This window comes from Bradyrhizobium sp. S3.7.6 (assembly GCF_054061875.1).
The window spans coordinates 670,527-689,890 of the sequence record NZ_JBSSEQ010000001.1 but is presented as its reverse complement, the minus strand read 5'-3'; the positions used below and the strand labels follow the sequence as shown (position 1 = coordinate 689,890).

At 65.4% G+C, this 19,364-nt stretch carries 16 protein-coding genes; 6 read left to right on the top strand and 10 right to left on the bottom strand.

Translation table 11 applies throughout. The annotated features are described in order from the left end of the window. Window positions 1–4: 4 nt before the first annotated feature. Entirely contained in the window at window positions 5–904 is a 900-nt protein-coding gene (locus ACVJ5M_RS03260; RefSeq protein ID WP_187387847.1) for a helix-turn-helix transcriptional regulator, read from the bottom strand. Between the two features lie 30 nt (window positions 905–934). On the opposite strand from ACVJ5M_RS03260, the gene ACVJ5M_RS03255 reads away from it, so the two are divergent. Beyond that, window positions 935–1,855 (top strand): NAD(P)H-binding protein, encoded by a 921-nt coding sequence (locus ACVJ5M_RS03255; protein ID WP_063980116.1) that lies wholly within the window; start codon window positions 935–937, stop codon window positions 1,853–1,855. 8 nt (window positions 1,856–1,863) lie between these two features. Continuing rightward, entirely contained in the window at window positions 1,864–2,217 is a 354-nt protein-coding gene (locus tag ACVJ5M_RS03250) for a nuclear transport factor 2 family protein (RefSeq protein WP_231143724.1), read from the top strand. A gap of 45 nt (window positions 2,218–2,262) precedes the next feature. On the opposite strand, the gene ACVJ5M_RS03245 is transcribed toward ACVJ5M_RS03250, so the two are convergent. The 3 genes from ACVJ5M_RS03245 to ACVJ5M_RS03235 form a co-directional block, all read right to left on the bottom strand. Beyond that, window positions 2,263–4,479, bottom strand: a complete 2,217-nt coding sequence (locus tag ACVJ5M_RS03245) for a SulP family inorganic anion transporter (RefSeq protein WP_354097314.1) — start codon at window positions 4,477–4,479, stop codon at window positions 2,263–2,265. A 352-nt stretch (window positions 4,480–4,831) separates the two neighbouring features. After that, on the bottom strand, window positions 4,832–5,746 hold the full coding sequence (locus tag ACVJ5M_RS03240) for a phosphoribosylaminoimidazolesuccinocarboxamide synthase (RefSeq protein WP_063985957.1): 915 nt from the start codon (window positions 5,744–5,746) through the stop codon (window positions 4,832–4,834). A gap of 78 nt (window positions 5,747–5,824) precedes the next feature. Beyond that, window positions 5,825–6,742 carry a pirin family protein gene (locus ACVJ5M_RS03235; RefSeq protein ID WP_063985956.1) on the bottom strand — a complete coding sequence of 306 codons (918 nt, stop codon included), beginning with the start codon at window positions 6,740–6,742 and terminating at the stop codon, window positions 5,825–5,827. A 64-nt stretch (window positions 6,743–6,806) separates the two neighbouring features. Here ACVJ5M_RS03235 and ACVJ5M_RS03230 point away from each other — a divergent pair, with 64 nt between their 5' ends. From ACVJ5M_RS03230 to ACVJ5M_RS03220, 3 genes are all read left to right on the top strand, one after another. Beyond that, window positions 6,807–7,379 carry a GNAT family N-acetyltransferase gene (locus ACVJ5M_RS03230; RefSeq protein WP_063980113.1) on the top strand — a complete coding sequence of 191 codons (573 nt, stop codon included), beginning with the start codon at window positions 6,807–6,809 and terminating at the stop codon, window positions 7,377–7,379. 62 nt (window positions 7,380–7,441) lie between these two features. Continuing rightward, window positions 7,442–8,506, top strand: coding sequence for a helix-turn-helix domain-containing protein (locus ACVJ5M_RS03225; protein WP_063985955.1), 1,065 nt, complete (start codon window positions 7,442–7,444; stop codon window positions 8,504–8,506). Window positions 8,507–8,648: 142 nt separating this feature from the next. Continuing rightward, entirely contained in the window at window positions 8,649–10,076 is a 1,428-nt protein-coding gene (locus ACVJ5M_RS03220; RefSeq protein ID WP_063980112.1) for a serine hydrolase domain-containing protein, read from the top strand. A gap of 193 nt (window positions 10,077–10,269) precedes the next feature. Here the strand turns inward: ACVJ5M_RS03220 and ACVJ5M_RS03215 are convergent, their stop codons facing one another. After that, on the bottom strand, window positions 10,270–11,637 hold the full coding sequence (locus ACVJ5M_RS03215; protein WP_063980111.1) for an MmgE/PrpD family protein: 1,368 nt from the start codon (window positions 11,635–11,637) through the stop codon (window positions 10,270–10,272). Between the two features lie 124 nt (window positions 11,638–11,761). Here ACVJ5M_RS03215 and ACVJ5M_RS03210 point away from each other — a divergent pair, with 124 nt between their 5' ends. Next, window positions 11,762–12,877, top strand: a complete 1,116-nt coding sequence (locus ACVJ5M_RS03210) for an FUSC family protein (protein WP_063980110.1) — start codon at window positions 11,762–11,764, stop codon at window positions 12,875–12,877. A 4-nt stretch (window positions 12,878–12,881) separates the two neighbouring features. On the opposite strand, the gene ACVJ5M_RS03205 is transcribed toward ACVJ5M_RS03210, so the two are convergent. From ACVJ5M_RS03205 to ACVJ5M_RS03185, 5 genes are all read right to left on the bottom strand, one after another. Further along, window positions 12,882–14,195, bottom strand: a complete 1,314-nt coding sequence (locus tag ACVJ5M_RS03205) for an SMI1/KNR4 family protein (RefSeq protein ID WP_283017884.1) — start codon at window positions 14,193–14,195, stop codon at window positions 12,882–12,884. Between the two features lie 143 nt (window positions 14,196–14,338). Beyond that, entirely contained in the window at window positions 14,339–14,989 is a 651-nt protein-coding gene (locus ACVJ5M_RS03200) for a 2-hydroxychromene-2-carboxylate isomerase (protein ID WP_063980108.1), read from the bottom strand. 22 nt (window positions 14,990–15,011) lie between these two features. Continuing rightward, window positions 15,012–16,406, bottom strand: a complete 1,395-nt coding sequence (locus ACVJ5M_RS03195) for an MATE family efflux transporter (protein WP_063980107.1) — start codon at window positions 16,404–16,406, stop codon at window positions 15,012–15,014. Between the two features lie 228 nt (window positions 16,407–16,634). Further along, a complete protein-coding gene (murA, locus tag ACVJ5M_RS03190; RefSeq protein WP_014491005.1) occupies window positions 16,635–17,930 on the bottom strand; it encodes a UDP-N-acetylglucosamine 1-carboxyvinyltransferase in 1,296 nt (431 codons plus the stop codon). Between the two features lie 354 nt (window positions 17,931–18,284). Then, complete coding sequence (locus ACVJ5M_RS03185; RefSeq protein ID WP_063980106.1) at window positions 18,285–18,752, bottom strand: hypothetical protein; 468 nt, start codon at window positions 18,750–18,752, stop codon at window positions 18,285–18,287. Window positions 18,753–19,364: the final 612 nt, after the last annotated feature.

The window sequence follows — 19,364 nt, the reverse complement described above, 5'->3', positions numbered from 1 at the left end:
CCGATCAGTCCTTGCTTCGACGCAGTTCGCTCGGACTGCGTCCGAGCTCGCGTCGCATCCATTTGGCCAGATGAGACTGATGGGCAAAGCCCGCTTCGAGGGCAACATCGCTTAGCTTGCGATCGCCTTGAAGGAGGAGCTGGCGCGCGTGCTCCACTCTCCTTCTCAGGATGTAGCGATGAATCGTGACATCCATGGCCGCCTTGAACCATGTACGCAGATGTGAGCTGCTGACGCCGGCCTCGCGGCTGAGAATGTCGATTGTGAGCGGCTGGTCGAGATTTGCATCGATATAGGCGAGGACTCTCTGGAGCTGCGCGTTCGAGAGGCGGATGGCCTCTCCCGGCGGATCATTCGCCAGGTTGATCAATTCGACCGCCAGGGCCATTCCCACGTTTTCGGCAAACAACGGGCCGCTCGGCGAGCCCGCTTTCACGTCGCTTTCGAGAGCCTGTCCAAGCAGAACGATGCGGTCATTCCGCAGCATATGATGATGCGTGAGCCGGGCGGCTGCCAATTGTCGACTCCTTGATGCTGCATGGTCCAGCATGCCTGGTGCGAGCCGGATCTGAAGCGACTGGTAGGGCGTCTCAGCCACGAAGCCGCCGATGGCGCCGGACGGAACCACATCGATATCGCCGGCCTGACGTAGAAACTGCTCCCCGGTCTCGAGACAGAATGAGCGCGTCGCCCGGCTGAGGTGGATGATGATGCGGTGATCGCCGATCGGCTCCAGCGCAACGGCGTCAGGCTCGGTTCGCCTGGCCGCAGCGGTGGCGCCGGCCGATGTTGACGCCGAACTCGGTCTCGCACGCATGGGCCAGGCTCCAGATCTTGGCGGAACGTGTTCGATATTTGGCGGATCGTGCGCGATTTTCAACGGCGCGGGCGTCAAAGAACTCATCTGTCGTTTCCCGACAAATGAGGATGCCAAGTGAGTCACTACGTGATTGTGGGAGCCGGCCCGGTCGGGCGCGAAACCGCGCGCCTTCTGGCGGAAGAAGGACACAGTGTCATCCTGACCAGCAGGAATGCCGGATCGCTCAATGCCGGCGATGTGCGTACGGTTTCGTCAGATGCCACCGATGCCGCACAGCTGGCGGTACTCAGCAAGGGCGCGGATGCGATCTTCATGTGCGCGATGGCGGCCTATCATCGTTGGCCGACCGACTTCTTTCCGATCATGGACGGAACGGTCAAGGCGGCCGAGCAGGTTGGTGCCAGGCTGCTCGTGGTCGGGAATGTCTATGGCTATGGCGCGGGATCTGCGAGCCCTCTCACGCCGGACCTGGAGCCGGACCCGACCACCCGAAAGGGCACGACCCGGCACATCATGTGGCAGCGTGCGTTGCGATCGAGCGTTCCCGCCCTTGAAGTGCGGGCGAGCGATTATCTCGGCGAGGGCGCAGTCGCCTATTTTTCCCTGCTGGCGTTGCCGTCGCTGCTTAGGAACGAGCCGGTTGCCTTCCTCGGCGATCCGGATGCCGCGCATGCCTGGTCTTTCACCAAGGACACGGCGACGACGCTGGTTGCAGCGTCGCGCTTCACTGGAGAATGGGGCCGCGCCTTTCACGTGCCGTCGCAGTCGGCGTCGGTGCGCGAACTGGTACGGAGATTCGCAGCCGCGCTGAAGATCGACGCTCCTGGCCTGTCGCGACTCGCCCCGGCTGAGCTGGAAGGCATCGGCTTCAGCGAAGGGATCGAGATGGCCTATTTGTTCGAAAAGCCGCTTTTGCTCGATGCCGGCGATACAGAGAAACTGCTGGGCGTCACCGCGAGCAGTCTGGACACCATGGTTCGCGACACACTTTCGCAAGTAGCAGACATGGTTGCGACAGGGAAGGAAGCAAAATAAGTGAACAGGTGACCAATCTCGTCCAGAACTACATCGCGGTCTGGAACGAGAGAGATGCCGGGAAGCGCCGGTTGCTGATCGACAGAGTCTTCAGCGACGCGTGCGTCTATATCGATCCGAATGACTCGGTGGCTGGAAAGGATGCGATCGAGCGCCTGGTGCAAGCCTTGCAGGCGAGACTTCCGGATCTCCGCTTCACGCTCGCCGGTCACGTGAATGCGCATCACGATCAGATCCTGTTCGGCTGGACGCTGGCTGCGCCCGGAGCCGCAACACCTGCCGCCACAGGCGTCGACATGGCGGTGTTGGACGGTGACCGCATTCGGCAGCTTCATGGATTTGTAAATCCGCGGGACCAATAGCGTGTAGCCCGGATTGCGCTCCGCTCGATCCGGGCTACAGGTCCGTCACCGCCGCAACACCGCAATCGTCCGGTTCGCGAACGTCAGCCGCTCGGCCATGACCGACACGAAATAGGTCAGCAGCTTGTGGCTGAGCGTGGGGTCCTCGTCCCTGATCGCGTCGAACTGGAGCGTGTTGAGCACGTAGAGCACGCTGGCGACCTCGGCCTGGATCGTCGCGCTGCGCGGCGTGTTCGACACCAGTCCCATCTCGCCGATCGTGGTGTAGCGCCCCAGGCTGCGCACGCGCGTGGTGCGGTCGTCGTCGGCGGGGACCATGATGCCGACGCGGCCGTCGAGGATGAAATGCATGGAATCGGCGGGGTCGCCGGCCTGCACGATGATGTCGCCGGCCTCGACCTCGAGGCGCTGGCAGCGGTGGATCAGCGCGTCGGCGTCGGCCTCGCTGTCGAGTATCCCCGTGAACCAGTCGCGCAGGCTGGCTTCTTCCTGCTCCCGCCCCTGATGCTGCGAGATGATCTCGTTCTCGCACCATTCCAGCGCATGATCGAGCTCGCCGATGATGGTGACGCCCTCACCGACGAAGTCGCTGGAGCGCAGCACCTTCTCGGCCGCCGCCGACAGATGCACCAGGATCAGCTCGACGCCGAGGTCATGCGCGCTGCGCTTGATCTGGGCGAAGCTGTAGGCGGCCGAGGAGTCGACGCCGGTGACGAGCTTGAAGTCGAACAGCAGATAACGGCACTCCGGGCGCTCCTGGAGCAGCTGTTTGACGTGCTGGTAGAGCCGGTTGGCGGAGCCGAAGAACAGATAGCTCTGCAGGTTGAGGCCCTGGATGTTGCCGCCATGGGCCAGCAGCACGTCCTGGTCGTCGCGCGAGCGGTCGAGCGAGGAACGATATTCCGAGCCGTCGAAACTGTACTTGATCGACTCCACCCGTGCGGCGCTGAACGCAAACGTCGCGCAGCCGATGATCACGCCGATCAGGATGCCCGGCACGAAGCCCCAGGCGACGATGATCGCGATGATGGCGATCAGCGAGAGATATTCGAGCTTCGAGAGCCGCTTGCGCGACTCGATGATCCATTTGTGGAGCTGGTCGGCGCCGAGATAGAGCAGAAGGCCACCGATGACGAATTTCGGGATGAAGCCGAGCAGATCGGGCGCGACGGCAAGCATCAAAAGGGACAACGCCGCGACCGTAAGGCCGGACAAGCGTCCGCGGCCGCCGCTGGAGAAATTGAGGATCGTGCGGCTGATCGAGCTGCAGCCGGCATAGCCACCCAGCATGCCGGTCAGGATATTGGCGGCGCCGGTGACGTTCAGCTCGCGCTCCAGATTGGCCTCGCGATGCACGGCAACCTCGATGCCGGTGGTGTTGAACAGCGTGCTGGAGGCCGTGACGAAGATGACGGCAACCACGTTGCCGAGCAGGTCCGGCACGGCAAACCAGGGATAGCGGGCGAGATCGTCGGTGTGCCAGGGCAGCATGAAGACCGCCTGCGGCGGCGGCTGAAACGTCCAGCCCAGGGCGCGAGCGTGATCGAATGAAACGCCGGTGATCCAGAACGCCAGATGCGCCGTGAGCACGCCACCGACCAGGATGATCGGCAGTCCGAACGGGCTGCGCGAGCGATGCCAGGTCAGGTACAGCACCAGCGCCATCGCGCAGGCGGCGCCCAGCTCCAGCAATGTGGTGCCGTTGGCGAAGTGCGTCAGCGTCGTGAACTGGAGCGGGTGGTTGGTGATCACCCGCACCGCGCCCAGGGCGATGAGAAGCCCGGTGGCGCCGAGGAAGCCGCCGACGACGGGATAGGGCACGTAGCGGATGGCGCGGCCAAGCCGCGTCAGGCCCAATCCGCACAGCACCAATCCCGTCAGCACCGTCGACAGGCCGAGCGTGATCAGAACCGGCGAGAGCAGCGGCGTCGACAGGTTCGCCGTCTTGAGGCGTTCGACCACCGAGGCCGCCAGAATTCCTGTCACCGCCGCGGTCGAGCTGTCGGGGGCACCAATTGCGAAGGGCAGGGAGCTGCCGAGCCCGATGACGACCGCAAGCACCGCGGAACTGACGAACGTCGCCGTGATTCCGTAGGACAGGTAAGGCGAGAGCGGCCCGGCGAAGATCAGCAGCGAATAGGACAGCCCGAAGGTGACGGTCAGGACGCTGGCCGCCGTTCCGCCCAATATATCATTCAACGCACGCTTGAGGGCCGGATTGAATCGCGAAGCCGGGCTGAAAATAATTGCTGGATCGGTCACGCCGTTGCGCTCGCCCCTGAAAAGTCCCGTCCCGAGACGTAGACGAGTACGGGCTTAGCGCAACTGGATTCTTGTAACTGTGAAACATCCGACAGTTTTGCGGCGGTTTGGCGTGTGAACGGCCAATCACACGCGGCGGGCCATCCACGTCATTGCGAGCGCAGCGAAGCAATCCAGTCTGTGTGTTCCTCATCCTGAGGAGCGCGGAACGCGCGTCTCGAAGGATGAAGGCCCCGCTGGTGGCCTCGCCCTTCGAGACGCGCGCAAAGGGCGCGCTCCTCAGGGTGAGGAGCAGCAGCTCTGGATTGCTTCGCTTCGCTCGCAATGACGGAGCGAGACGAAACAGCCGGGCTTAGATCTTCAGCTCTTTCCCCGTCACGCGCCTGTAAGCTTCGAGATAGCGCTTGCTGGTTGCATCCACGACGCTGGCGGGCAGCGGGGGCGGCGGCGCGTCGCCGTTCCAACGGCCGGCGTGGCGCTCGACGTCGAGATAGTCGCGCAAAGGCTGCTTGTCGAAGCTCGCCTGCGGCTGGCCGGGCTTGTAGGCATCGACCGCCCAGAAGCGTGAGCTGTCTGGCGTCATGACTTCGTCGATCAGGATGATGCGGCCGTCCTTGTCGCGGCCGAACTCGAACTTGGTGTCGGCGATGATGATGCCCTGCTCGCGGGCGAGCTCCTCGCCGAGCGTATACACCGCGCGCGTCATGCTCTCGAGCGTGTAGGCGACCTCGTCGCCGACGACTTCTCGCATCTTGGCGATGGTGATGTTCTCGTCATGGCCAGTCTCGGCCTTGGTCGCCGGGCTGAAGATCGAAGGCTCCAGCTTCTCGCTCTCGACGAGGCCCTCCTTCAGCTTCTCGCCGGCCAGCGTGCCGCTGGCGGCATATTCCTTCCAGGCCGATCCCGAGAGATAGCCGCGGATCACGCATTCGATCGGGAAGACGGTGGTGCGGCGCGACAGCATGGCGCGGCCGAGGATCTCGGCGCGATGCGGCTTCAAGGCCGGCACGGCGGCAATGATCTCGTCGGCGTCGGCGCTGATCATGTGATGCGGCACCACGCCTTCGAGCTCGTTGAACCAGAATGCGCTGATCTGGGTCAGCACCGCGCCCTTCATCGGGATGGTCTCGCCCATCACGACGTCGAAGGCGCTGATGCGGTCGGTGGTGACGAGCAGCAGGCGGTCGTCGTCGACGGCGTAGATATCGCGCACCTTGCCGCGTCCGATCTTGGGTAGGGGCAGGTCACTGGAGAGCATGGCGGTCATCGGCAGGGCCTTCGCAGACAAGTCCTTCGGACAGGGGATTCAGGCCGCACTGGATGGTACGGCCTAAATCGGGATAGCCTATTCCGGCAGCGGAATGAACTCATGTTCCTGCGGAACCCCGGCGAAGCGGCCGGTTTTCCAGTCCTCCTTGGCCTGCTCGATCCGCTCCTTGCTGGAGGAGACGAAATTCCACCAGATGTGGCGCGGGCCTTCCAATGCATCGCCACCGAGAAACATCATGCGCGTTGCCTTCAGCGCCTTCACGGTGATGCGGTCGCCGGGCCGGAAGATCAGGAGCCGCGGCCCCTCGTACCGCTCGTTCGCGATCTCGACCTCGCCGTCGACGACGTAGATGGCGCGCTCCTCGTGGTCGGGGTCGAGCGGCACGCTGGCGCCCGCGACCGCCGTGACCTCGGTGTAGAACCAGGGCGACACCATCGTAACCGGCGAGGTGATGCCGAACGCGGAGCCCGCGATCACCCGCGCGGTGAAATCGCGCTCGGAAATCATCGGCAGATCGCCCGCGCCGTAATGCTGGAACGACGGCGCGATCTCTTCGGATCCGGCCGGTAGCGCGATCCAGCTTTGCAGGCCCAGCATCTGCTGCCCCGAGGCGCGCTGTGCGTCCGGGGTGCGCTCGGAATGGGCGATGCCGCGGCCGGCGGTCATCAGATTCATTGCGCCGGGCGCGATCTCCTGGACGTTGCCCTCGCTGTCGCGATGCATGATCGAGCCGTCGAACAGATAGGTGACGGTGGCAAGCCCGATATGCGGATGCGGCCGCACGTCCATGCCCTTGCCGGAGACGAACTGCACCGGGCCGAAATGATCGAAGAAGATGAACGGCCCGACCATCTGCCGCTTGCCATGCGGCAGCGCGCGCCGCACCACGAATCCGTCGCCGAGGTCGCGGGTGCGTGGCACGATGACGAGATCGAGTGCGTCGCAGGACATGGGATCGCCGAGCACGGGATCGTTCGAGGGTTGCCAGCTCATGGTGGTCTCCTGTTTCTTGCTGGTATGATCGTAACAGAACAATGTCGGGAACGGGAGAAGACCGATGATCCCACCGCTCAAGCCAGGCGCCAGGCTGCTCGAGGTCACAGGCCCCCGAATCGAGACGGAACATTTGATCCTGCGGCCATGGCGCGCCAGCGACATTGCGCCGAATGCCGCGATGTTGTCCGACCCCGGCACCGCCCGCTTCATCGCCGCCGACGGCAAGCCGGTCACGACCGAGATTGCCGGCTGGCGTAACGCGGCCGTGATCTCCGGACACTGGGCGCTCCACGGCTTCGGCATGTTTGCGGTCGAGGAGAAATCGAGCGGCAGCTACATCGGGCGGGTTGGTCCGTGGTGCCCGCCGGGCTGGCCCGGCTTCGAGGTCGGTTGGGGCATCGCCAGGGATTTCCGCGGCAAAGGTTATGCGGTGGAAGCGGCCAGCGCATCGATCGACTGGGTGTTTGACAGCTTTGAGATCGACGAGATCATGCACTGTATCGAGAGCACGAATACGCCGTCGCAGGGCGTGGCGCGCAGCCTGGGCGCCCGGAAGGAGCGCGAAATCGATCTGTTCGGCAAGCCGGCCGACGCCTGGATCACGTCGCGCGCCGCGTGGACCCGGCGAAATTGAATCGGTCTTTGATTTGAACTAGGTTCGCGTCACGCGCGTGCGTGCGCGATCGGGTCGACCGGATGCTGCTTGCCAATCTCGAACTTGCCTTTCGCGCCGGCGCCGTGGCGCTGCTGTTGGTGTTGGCGGCATCGTTGTTCTCGGACTTCCGCAACGTGCTGGCGGCTCGCCTCGGCGCCGCCTTCGCGCTCGGCTCGGCCGCGCACGCGGTGAGCTATTCGGTCGGCGTGACGTCGCTAGTGCCGGCCTGGCATGCGCCGCTGATCGCACTGTCGACCGGCAATATCGTGGTGTTCTGGCTGTTCACGCGCGCGCTGTTCGACGACGATTTTCGCCTGCGCTGGTGGCATGGGCTGGTCTGGGGACTGGTGACGGCCTTCAGCTTCGCCGGGTGCGTCTGGATCGCGCCGGGCGGCCATGTGCGGTTCTCCGTCACCGTGGTGAACCTGATCGTGCTCGGCTTCATCGCGCTCGCGGTAGGGCAGACGATCGCGTCGTGGCCGGCGGATCTGGTCGAGCGCCGGCGGCGTGCCCGCGTCTTCATCGTCTGCGCCGCCGCGCTCTATGGCGGACTGAACGCGCTGCTCCAGATTGCCGTTGCCGGCAGTGACGTCGGCGATGTCGCCAACACCATCAATGCCGGCGTGCTGGCCTGCGTCGTTGCGGCCATCGCCTACGCGATGATGCGCGTCGATGGTGCGGACCTGTTTCCGGCGAACGCGGGCGTCACGCCAGCGGTCATTCTGAGCCATCCCACAGCCACCGATGAAGCCGCCGACCAGAAGCTGATCGACGCCCTGATGCGCCTGATGGCGGATGAGCGGGTCTATCGCCAGGAGAACATCACCATCGGCGTGCTGGCGGGCCGGCTGAAAATTCCCGAATACAGGCTGCGCCGGCTGATCAACCAGCGGCTCGGCTACCGCAATTTCAATGTGTTCCTGAACAACCACCGGATCGAGGAAGCCAAGGCGGCGCTCGCCGATCCCGCCCAGGCCGAGGTCCCCGTCATCACCATCGCGATGGACGCCGGCTTCCAATCGCTCGGTCCCTTCAACCGCGCCTTCAAGGCGGTGACGGGCGTGACGCCGACGGAATACCGGCGGCTCAAGGTGAGTGCGGCGTAAGTTCTAACCCTTTCCAATCACGCCGAAATTCCAGAATCGACCAGCCCGGTTCAGTTTCAGCCAGTCTATTTTCCAAATCCGGCGAGCACTCCTCCGCCCACTCCGGCTTCCTCCCGGCACACGCCCCAGCCGGAGAAAGCCCGTGACCCGCCGCCGCAAGATCATCCTCCTGACCACCGCCGTCGCCTGTATTGGCCTCGCATTCGGCGCCGCTCGCGCGCGCAACGCGCCGCAGGTCGCCACCGGCTTCCTCGCCGACATCCTCTGCGCCGAGACATTTATCTCCGGCCTCGATCCGCAGCGCACCTTCACCGAGACCACCGACGCGATGCCGGGCTCGGGCCTGATCACCTGGGCGATGGACTACCGGATCGACCGGGTGCGCAAGGACGTCACCGTGACGCTGTTCGGCCTCGGCCGTAGCCATGCCGTCTATCGCGAGGGGCTGGGCTGTACGCTCGAGCACGGCGCTGATATCGCCGACGTCGCGCCGCCGGCCGACGACAAGCAGCCCGCATTGCTCCCCGAGATCGCGGGACCCTCGATCGTGCCGCCACAAAGCCCGGAGCTGTCGGCCGCACTCGATCGCGCCTTCACCGAACCCGCGCAACCGCCCGCCCGCCGCACCCGCGCCATCGTCGTCATGAAGTCAGGCCGCGTCATCGCCGAGCGTTATGCGGATGGTGTCGGGCCCGAGACGCCGCTGCTCGGCTTCTCCATGACGAAGTCGGTGATCTCGGCGCTAACAGGCATTCTCGTGCGCCAGGGCAAGCTGAAGCTCGACGGGCCCGCGCCGGTCGCGGCGTGGACAAATCCGGATGATCCGCGCCACGCCATCACCGTCGACCAGCTGCTGCGGCACACCGCGGGCCTCGCGCTCGGCAGCTCGCTGCAGGCTTCGCTCGGCTCCGCCTTCGAGCCGGTCAATCGCATGAAATTCATCGAGGACGACATGGCCGCCTATGCCGCGAGCATGCCGCTTGCCACCGCGCCGGGCGCGGTGTGGAATTATCACGACGGCAACACCATCATGCTCGCGCATCTGATCCGCAATGCTTCCGGCGGCAGCCCCGCGGACGCGCTGCGCTTCGCGCGCCGTGAATTGTTCGCGCCGCTCGGCATGCGCCACGTCACGCTCCAGCTCGACGGCGCCGGCACGATCGAGGGATCGAGCGAGATGCTGGCCTCCGCGCGCGACTGGGCGCGCTTCGGTCAGCTCTATCTCAATGACGGCGTCGCCGGCGGCAAGCGTATCCTCCCCGAGGGCTGGGTGAATTACGCGGCGTCAGCCACGCCGAATGCCTTGGTCGGCATCGGCGCCGGCTTCTGGACCAACCGGGGCGACAGCTTTGGCGCGAATTTCCGCGTGGAGCACGGCTGGCCGCGCGATGCGTTTTTCGCCAAGGGCACGATCGGGCAGTACACGATCATCATTCCCTCGGAGCGTCTGGTGATCGTGCGGCTGGGCCGCTCGTCCAACTGGCCGCCGGAAGCGGATGGCGTGTTCGATCTGGTGCGGGATGTGGTGGCGGTGACGCGCGAGAAGGGGAAAATGGCGGGGGTGGATTGATGACAGCAGCAGAGCGCTGTCTCTTACCCTCCCCTGGAGGGGGAGGGTCGATCGCGCGCAGCGCGAGCGGGGTGGGGTGAACCCTCCGCACGGGCACTGTTGAATGCGGAGGGACCGTCACCCCACCCCGTCTCATATTTCGCTGCGCTCTATATGAGCCGACCCTCCCCCTCCAGGGGAGGGTAAGCAGCTCCTACCTCCCCAGCTCCGTGGCTTTCGCCACGCGGTCGAACCGCTCCAGTGTCATGATCGCGTCCGCAAACTTCTCCGCGCGCGCGTTCAGCACCGGGCGCGCCAGCGTCAGAAACTTCTGCTGCATCGCCTGCGCGTCGGGGAACGAATTCGGCTCGCCCGAGGGATCGGCATAGAGCCGCTCATGCACGCCATCGTCTGTCGTGATGCTGACGCGCGCGCCGAACGGGTGGGTGCGGCCGACCTCGAGCCGATCGTCCTGCACCACGTCGAACTTGTCGGCGAGCGCGTCGATGGCGGCGTCACCAAGGCGGTTGTAATCGTCCCAGCCGAACGAGCCCTGGTCGAGCGCGAGCGCACCGGTGAAGAACATCGAGAACTGGCCGCCGACGATCGAGGTGGGATGCCGCTTGGTCGCGACATCGCCGGTCAAGGTGATGCCGTTCCGATGCAGGCCGATCTCGACGCGCTTGACCTGGTCGGGCGTCAGATTGTGCTCGCGCCGCATCGCGATCAGCGCGTCGATCGCCGCATGGGTGTAGCGGCAGCTCGGATACGGCTTCACGCCGATCTTCATCGTCTCATAGGTCTTGCCGAGCCCGGCGACCGCCTTGTCCGGATGCGCGTTGTCGGTGTAGCCGGCGAGCAGGCCGTGCTTGCCCTCGACCGATTCGCTCGCGCCGACGAAATCGTTGCGCGCCAGCGTCGCGGCGATCACGCCATTCATCGCGGCGGCGCCGACCTGGTAGCGCTTGTTCCAGGCGCCGTTGACCAGGAATTGCAGCGAGCCCGCGGCCTGGCTGCCGGAGACGCCGAAGGCGGCGATGATCTGTTGCTCGGACAGGCCGAACAGTTTGCCCGCGGCGGCCGCCGCGCCATAGGTGCCGGCGGTCGCGGTCGGGTGGAAGCCGCGCGCGTAATGCGAGGTCGGGTCGAGCGCGTTGCCGAGCCGGCAGCAGACCTCATAGCCCGCGACGATCGCGGTCAGCACGTCGCGGCCCGACGCGCCGACCATCTCGCCGACGGCGAAGGCGGCCGGAACCACCGGCGCGCTCGGATGCAGCGAGGAATCCGCGTGCGTATCGTCGAAATCGAGGGAATGGCCGAGCGCGCCGTTGAGCAGTGCCGCGACCGCCGGCGTCCAGGTCTTGCTGTCGCCGAACACGGTGGACTCGCCCTTGGTGTCGAGCGCGAGCGCTTCCAGCATCTTCAGGATCGAGGGGGTGGATTCCGCCTCGCTGCGGGCCCGGATGGCGCTGCCGAGGAAGTCCAGCGTCAGCACCTTGGCGCGATTCAGCACTTCCGCCGGAATATCCTGGTATTTCAGATTGACGACATAAGCGGCGAGCGTTGCGGTTTCGTGAGCCATCGTGTTTCCTCGTTTTGGCGCGCAAGTTAGGCGGGCTGATTTGGCCTTTCAAGCGGCCTTGGGGCCGCGGGCATCAGCCATGCTTTTGGCAGGCTCCAAGAGGATCGGACCGGGACATTCGACGATGGCATTCGCAAGACAAATGTTCGACCGGATCCGATCACGGCGCACGCAGTTGGGGCTGGCGATCCGGGTCACGGTGGCCGCAGTGGCGGCCTATGCGATCGCCACCGCGCTGCATCTGCTATTGCCGCTCTGGGCCGTGCTGACCTCGCTGATCGTGACCCAGATGAGCGTCGGCCGCTCGCTGAAGGCGACGCGCGACTACGTGCTCGGCACGATCGGCGGCGCCATCTATGGCGGCGCCATCGCGATCCTGATCCCTTATTCCACCGAGGCGGGCCTGTTGGGGCTGCTGGTGCTGGCGGTCGCGCCGCTCGCCTTCGTGGCCGCGATCAACCCAAGCCTCAACGCCGCCACGGTGACCGCGATCATCGTGCTGCTGGTTCCGACCATGCATCATTCAGATCCCCTGGCGTCGGCGATCGACCGCGTCAGCGAGGTCGGGGTGGGCGCCATCACTGGCCTGCTGGTCTCATTCCTAGTGCTGCCGTCCCGCGCCGTGCGGCAGATCCGCGCCAGCGCGGCCACGCTGCTCGAACTGATCGCGGATGCCTTCACCGAACTGCTCGCGGGGCTCACGCGCGGCCGCGACAACGACGCGCTGCACCGGATCCAGGACGGCATCGGCACGGCAATGGTGGGCATGAACGCGATCGGCGCCGAAGCCGAGCGTGAACGCTCCGTGCGACTGTCGAGCGGCCCCGACACCGGCCCGCTGCTGCGCACCGTGCTGCGGCTGCGCCATGACGTCGTGATGATCGGCCGTGCCACGGTGGTGCCGCTGCCGGCCGAGGTGCAGATGCGGCTTGCAGCCCCGCTGACGGAAGTCTCGACCGTGATCGCGCGATTCCTTCGCTCCGCCGCCGCGGCGCTGCGCGAGGGCGCCGGCGCGCCGGCGATCCATCCGGTCCACGTCGCGCTCCAGCATTATGCCGAGGCCGTCGCCGCCGTCCGTCATGACGGCCTGATCCGCGGCCAGCCCGGCGACACCGCCGAGCGCTTCTTTGCCATCGGCTTCTCGCTGGAGCAGATGCACCAGAATCTCTGCGATCTCGATCGCGTCGTCGGCGAATGGTCAGAGGCTTCGACCGACAAGTCCGCGCGCGTGGCGGAGTGATTCTTTAGAGGTCGAAGAAAGCGAGCGCTGCCGCGTCGCGCTGCTCGATGCCGTCGGTCAGCGCCTTCAGCGCGACATCGAAGCCGGGCTGCTTCTGCTCCAACTCCCATGCGCCGTCATGGTCCCACTGAAAGCACTGGCCATGTCGCTCGCCCGGCTCGACATGGAGCAGCAGGCAGCGACTGAGCTGTGATGGCTCGGCGATGGGCACCAGGTGTTTCAGCGACACGCCATACTCCTTGCGGAAATAGGCGCAGGCCTCTTCGAGCTCGTCCTCGGAATGAGCAATGAAGTCGAGGACGTTGCGCAGCTGCGTGGCCAGCTCGTCCGGTGCGTAGAAGCGTAGCTCGGAGGACGATTCAGGCAGCCGTACCAGCAGCTCGGTCTCGCCGCGGCTCAGCAGGAAATTGCGATAATCGTCGGGCAGTTTGACATCGATGGCCTGCTCTGCCGCGCTGACATCCGCTTCGCTGGCCGGCGTGCCGGGCTTCCAGCGCCAGCCCTTTGCGGTCGTGCCTGCCTTGCGCCGGGCTTCATATTCGGCGTAGCCGGGAAACAGCGTGATGACATCGTAGCCGCCGAACCGTGACCATTGATAGGCATCGTCAAAGGCTTCCTCCCGTCGCTCCGGAAAGAAGCCGCAAAGAATCTCGGCACGCTGGAGAATGCGATCATGGTTCGGAGCGATCTTGCAGAGATGCTCGATCGTCGCGAGCGCCGCGACCGGATTTTCCGCGAGAAGATAGACGTCGCTGAGCAATTCGAGGATGCGACCTTCAAGGTCGCCTTCGTACATGGACCAGGCGTAATGCGACTGTCCCGCAGCCCGCCGTGCGCGGAGCGCGTCACGCGCCTGTTCGGCAAAGCGCAGGGTCTGCGTAAAATCTTCGCCTGCGGCCTTGCCGTGATGAGCGGCGAGCCAGAGATACAACGGCTCATGTTCGGCCGGAGTGCCCTTGAGCGCGTCGAGCTGCGCGGCCTGCTCGGCCATCGGCGCGCTGAGCGCCAGGATCATCAGCTCATCGAGCCCCTTCTGCCAGTCCGGCTTGGCTCGCGGATTGGGACCGAGGTCGCGCAGCGTGTAGTTGGTATGATCCGTCTCGACATAGCCGGCTGCGACCAGCTTGGCGACATGGCGGCGGAAAGCCGCTGCGGCGCCGGCGATATCAGGAAATTCCTCGCGCAGGAATTCGTTCGCGTCGGGCTCGCCCTTCCAGTTCATATGAATGCCGATCACCATGGGATCGCTGCCCGGGACCAGCATCAGCTCGCGATCGTCATCGCCGGGTGCGCGGTGGAAGAACTTTGCCAGATACATGCGACCCTCCGAACGCGCCGCCGGGATCGGGGCGCCACGTCTCAGTCGCAGTTTCAGGGAAACCGGTTCATGCCGGCCGGCAAGAGCGTTTTCGAGCGAAGCGGATAGCGGTTCGCGTGAAGAAAACGCGTCCTAAACAACGGTCAGCGCTTTTTCAGGCCCTTAGCCACCATGCGCCAGAGCAGCAGGTCGATGCGGTCCTGGCCGAAGAACGGCTCGTTCTCGAACACGAAGGTCGGCACGCCCCAATGGCCGGAGGCGGCATGGTCCTTTTCGTTCTCGGCGATCACCCGCTCGTAGCGATCGGGGTCGGCACTGATCGCTTCATCCATCGCGGCGAGATCGAAGCCGGCCGCTTCAGTGGCGCGCGCGAGGTGATCGCCTTCGTTCCAGCCCGCCACCGAGCCGTCCCACAGCACGCGCGCGATCGCATCGGTGAATGCGAGCGAGCGGCCTTCGAGCTGCGCCATCGCACCCAGCCGGGTCAGGCGGTGGATGTAGGGCTGCTCGGCCGCAACATCGAACGTCGTCTTGTCCTGCACGATCGGATCGGGCCTCGGAAAGCGGAACGGGATGCCCTCGTGCTGCGCCACGCGCGTGCTGTCGAGCACCACATAGCGAATGAAGTTCGGACTGGCCTTCTTGAAGAAGCCGGGCACGCGGACGGCGAGCGGATAGACCGGCCGCAAATTCACCGCGAGATCGTACTCTTCGACGAGCTTGAGCGTCTTCGGCAGCGCCAGATAGCTGAAGGGACTGCGGTAGGAGTAGAAGAGATCGACGGACAGGGTCATTGCACCGGCTCCATGATCCCGATCATCCCGCCAGTCTGCGCGTCAGCATGCGGAAGCGCAAGATCAGGAGGCCAGCATAGACGAACGTGCCGGTCGAGAACCCGATCCAGACGCCGACCGCGCCGAGCCCGGCATTGAAGGCCAGCACCCAGGCGATGGGAAAGGCGACGCACCAATAGCCGATCGCCGCGAACAGCAACGTCATCCTGGTATCGTTGATGCCGCGCAGCGCGCCGGCCATGATGGTCTGGAGGCCGTCGGCGATGAAGAAGGTCGCTCCGACCAGCAGCAGGGTCGCCGTCAGCTCGACGGTGGCCGCGCTGGCCTCGCTGCTCCCGAAGAACAGCCGTCCGAGCGCGTAGCGGCCGAGGATGATGGCAACGGTCAGGGCCGAGACCAGCGCTACGCCAAGCACCGCCGCGACGAGGCCCGCTCGCCTCACCGCGGCCGGGTCGTCGCGGCCGAAAGCATGGCCGACGCGGACCGTCGCCGCCATGCCGATGCCAAGCGGGACCATGAACAGCACGGCGGTGACCTGGAGCGCGATCTGGTGCGCGGCAAGCGCCGTGGTCGAGATCAATCCCATCAGCAGCGCGGCGGACGAGAACAGACCATATTCCAGCAGCAGGGAAAACGAGATCGGCGCACCGACCGCGATGAGCTGGCGCATCAGGGGCCAGTCGATCCGCCACAGATGGGCGAGCGGGCGGTAGTCCGCGAATGGCTTTCGCCATGCGGCGATGGCGAGCACGGCGAGGAAGGTGCCGAGATTGACGAGCGTGGTCGCGAGCCCCGCGCCGAACAGGCCGAGCTCCGGCAGGCCGAACAGGCCGTGGATCAGGCAATAGACCAGCGCCGCGTTGGCGGGGATCGCTGCAACGGTGATCCACAGCGGCGGCTGCGGCCGGTTCACCGCGCTCATCATGCTGCGCAACGCGATGAAGCCGAGCGCCGGCGCGATGCCCCAGGCCAGCCCGTTCAGATAGCGCTGCGCGAGCGCGGCCGATTGCGGCGCCTGTCCGAGCGCCAGCAGGATGCGCTCGCCATAGAGCGGCGAGGCCATCATCGGCAGCGAGATCAGGAGTGCGATCCACAGGCCGGCGCGCAGGGAGCGGCGGATGCGCTTGACGTCGCCGGCGCCGAACGCCTGCGCGGCCAGCGGCGACACCGCGGCCATCAATCCGAGCCCGAAGGTGAAACTGACGAAATAGACGGTGTGCGCCAGCGCGGCGGCCGCGACCGCATCCTCGCCGAGCCGCCCGATCAGCGCGAGATCGGTCGTGATCATCGCGATCTGCCCGAGCTGCGTCAGCATCATCGGCACGGCCAGCCGCAGCGTCTCGACGAACTCTTCGGCGAGATGGTTTTGCGGCACGCCGGCTTGCGGCTGCGGACGAGGCTGGACGGTGTCGAGCATGGCGGTTGCAATAGCACAGCCGCACGTCGAAAACATGGCCCAGCTCTCGTGTCCCGGACGCGCGAAGCGCGAGCCGGGACCCGGGAGCCAAGGGCGCGGCTCTCAGGAACCGTAGGGTGGGCAAAGGCGCGCTTGCGCCGTGCCCACCATCAGTCCAACGCGGCAACAGAAGCGGTGGGCACGCTACGCTTTGCCCACCCTACGATACTGTGGCGCGGAGAGAACTTCTCAGCCCTTCCTTTCAGGCACGCGCCTGATCTTGGCGCCGAGCGCGTTCAGGCGTTCGTCGATGCGCTCGTAGCCGCGCTCGATCTGGTCGGCGTTGTTGATCGTGGAGGTGCCCTCGGCGCAGACCGCGGCGAGCAGCATCGCCATGCCGGCGCGGATGTCGGGCGAGATCATCGATGCGCCACGCAGGCGGCTGGGGCCGGCGATGATGGCGCGATGCGGATCACAGAGAACAATTCGCGCGCCCATGGCGATCAGCTTGTCGACGAAGAACATCCGCGATTCGAACATCTTCTCGAACATCAGGATCACGCCGTCGCATTGCGTGGCAGTGACGATCGCGATCGACATCAGATCGGCCGGGAAGGCCGGCCAGGGCTGATCTTCCAGCTTCGGCACGTGGCCGCCGAAATCGTCCTGGATCTTCAGCGTCTGGTTCGAGGGCACGATGAGATCATCACCCTCGATGCGGCAGACGATGCCGAGCCGCTCGAACCCCATGCGGATCGAGCGCAGATGCTCGACGCCGGCGCGCACGATGCGAAGCGGGGAGCGCGTGACGGCCGCAAGCCCGATCAGCGAGCCGACTTCGATATGGTCGGGCTGGATCCGGTAGGTCGTGGCGCCCAGCGTCGCCGGTCCATGCACGATCATGGTGTTGGTGCCGATGCCCTCGATTCGCGCGCCGAGCGCGACCAGGAAATTGGCGAGGTCCTGCACATGCGGCTCGGAGGCCGCGTTGCGCAAATGGGTGACGCCGTCGGCGGCGACCGCCGCGACCAGCGCGTTTTCGGTTGCGGTGACGCTCGGCTCGTCCAGAAACACGTCAGCACCGGCAAGCTTTGCCGCGCGGAATTCGAGCCGGTCGGTGGCGGTGACCTTGGCGCCCAGTTGTTCGAGCGCGAGCACATGGGTGTCCAGGCGGCGGCGGCCGATGACGTCGCCGCCGGGCGGCGGCAGCATCACTTCGCCGCAGCGGGCGAGCAGGGGGCCTGCGAGCAGGATCGAGGCGCGGATACGGACGCAGAGCTCGGGGTCGAGGTCGGCGGCGCGGATGCTCTTGGCGTGGATGTGCAGCGTATTGCGGGCGGTCCATTCCGCCGCCGCGCCGACCGAGCGGATCAGCTCGACCAGCGTCTCGGTGTCGCGGATCCGCGGCACGTTCTCCAGCGTCACCGGATGCTCGGTGAGCAGGGCGGCGGCGATGATCGGCAGCGCCGAATTCTTGTTGCCGGACGGCTCGATCGAGCCCGAGAGCCGGTGACCGCCCTCGACAATGTACTGGATGGGCGCCACGGGGTTCTCGCTGTCCTGTTGGGTGGGGTGTTTCGGGCGGAAACTACAGAGAATTGAGCGCGGGAGCAATTGTGCTCGCTGCGGTTAGAGCCAGCCTGTTAGCCCCGAAGAGGCTGCTAGCCCCTCATGGTGAGGAGCGCGGAACGCGCGTCTCGAACCATGAAGGCCCGGACATCTCGCTTGCGACCATCCTTCGAGACGCCCGCTTCGCGGGCTCCTCTGTCCCGTGCTGAGGAGCGGGCTTCAATGCCCCAGGATGAGCCGGTCTCCCGTCCGCCACCGCGCGAGCCATTCTATCCCGCCCGGCGACCTTGAAGTTACAAGGATGAGGATCGGAGCTTGCGGCAAGCGGCCCTAGAACAGGCCGATGTTGTTCGCCACCACATAAAGGACGACGATCAGCATCAGGACGCCCATGGCGAGGAACGATATCTCGATGGCGATGGCGCCGCTGCCGAGCGCGGCCGCGACGCCCGCCAGAAGCCTCTCCTCGCGAAACACGAGCGCGAGCACGGAGAACAGGATGGCGAGCAGGCCGAGCGAGATCGCGCCGATCGAGGATGCCTCCCTCAGCTGGCTTCCCGTCGACTTCTCGCGTGGCGGCGCCTGATACTCGACGCCCTTGACCCGCGCGATCATGCGATCCTTCAGGCGGTGGCCGGTGTCGACAATCACTTTGTCGGCCGGCGGCGGCGGGTAGATCGCGGGTATGACCCAATGCGGCAACACGGCCGCGATCAGCGCCAGCACACCGACGATGCTACCGATCACGCCGAGACGGCGAGAGGGGAGGACAGGGCTGGCAGTTGCGGAACTGGTCATGGCCGCGACGTTTCCCGGCCAGAACGGGCCGATGGGTTCACGCCATTTCGTCGTGATGGCCGCTGGTCGGGTTCATCGGCGGTGTTTCCACAGCGTCATGGCCGAGCATAGCCGTCCAAAGGACGGCGTCGCTTCCGCTCGCCTGTCCCGGCCATCCACGCCTTTGCCCCGATGCACGAAGAACGTGCCCTGGGACAATCCCGGGCATGACGCCCCTTCGTGAATGTGTCTCCACACAAATAACTTTGACACAGTCGCCCGAAATTTCGCAATAGAATCAAGGGTCACTCGACGTGCCGTAAAATAATTCTCTGACTCAAATAACTCAACAGCCTGACTCTAGGAACGCGCTCCAACGCCTAACTCTGACTCTACCGCGTCGGGCGCCGCTTCTGGTTGTATCGACGCCTTTGCAAGGCGGCGCACTGGAACGTCCCGCACTCGGCGGACGCGGGAGGGTATACTTAGGTGGCCATCGAAGGCGTCATTGGCCAAGAAGTTAACGGTCTATCGAGAGTTTGAAGGCCTGCAGGTGCGGACGCCATCAGGTGTTGACCGATGATTAAACGTCATGAGCTCGCTCGATCTAAGCGAACCACGTCGAGCTTCATC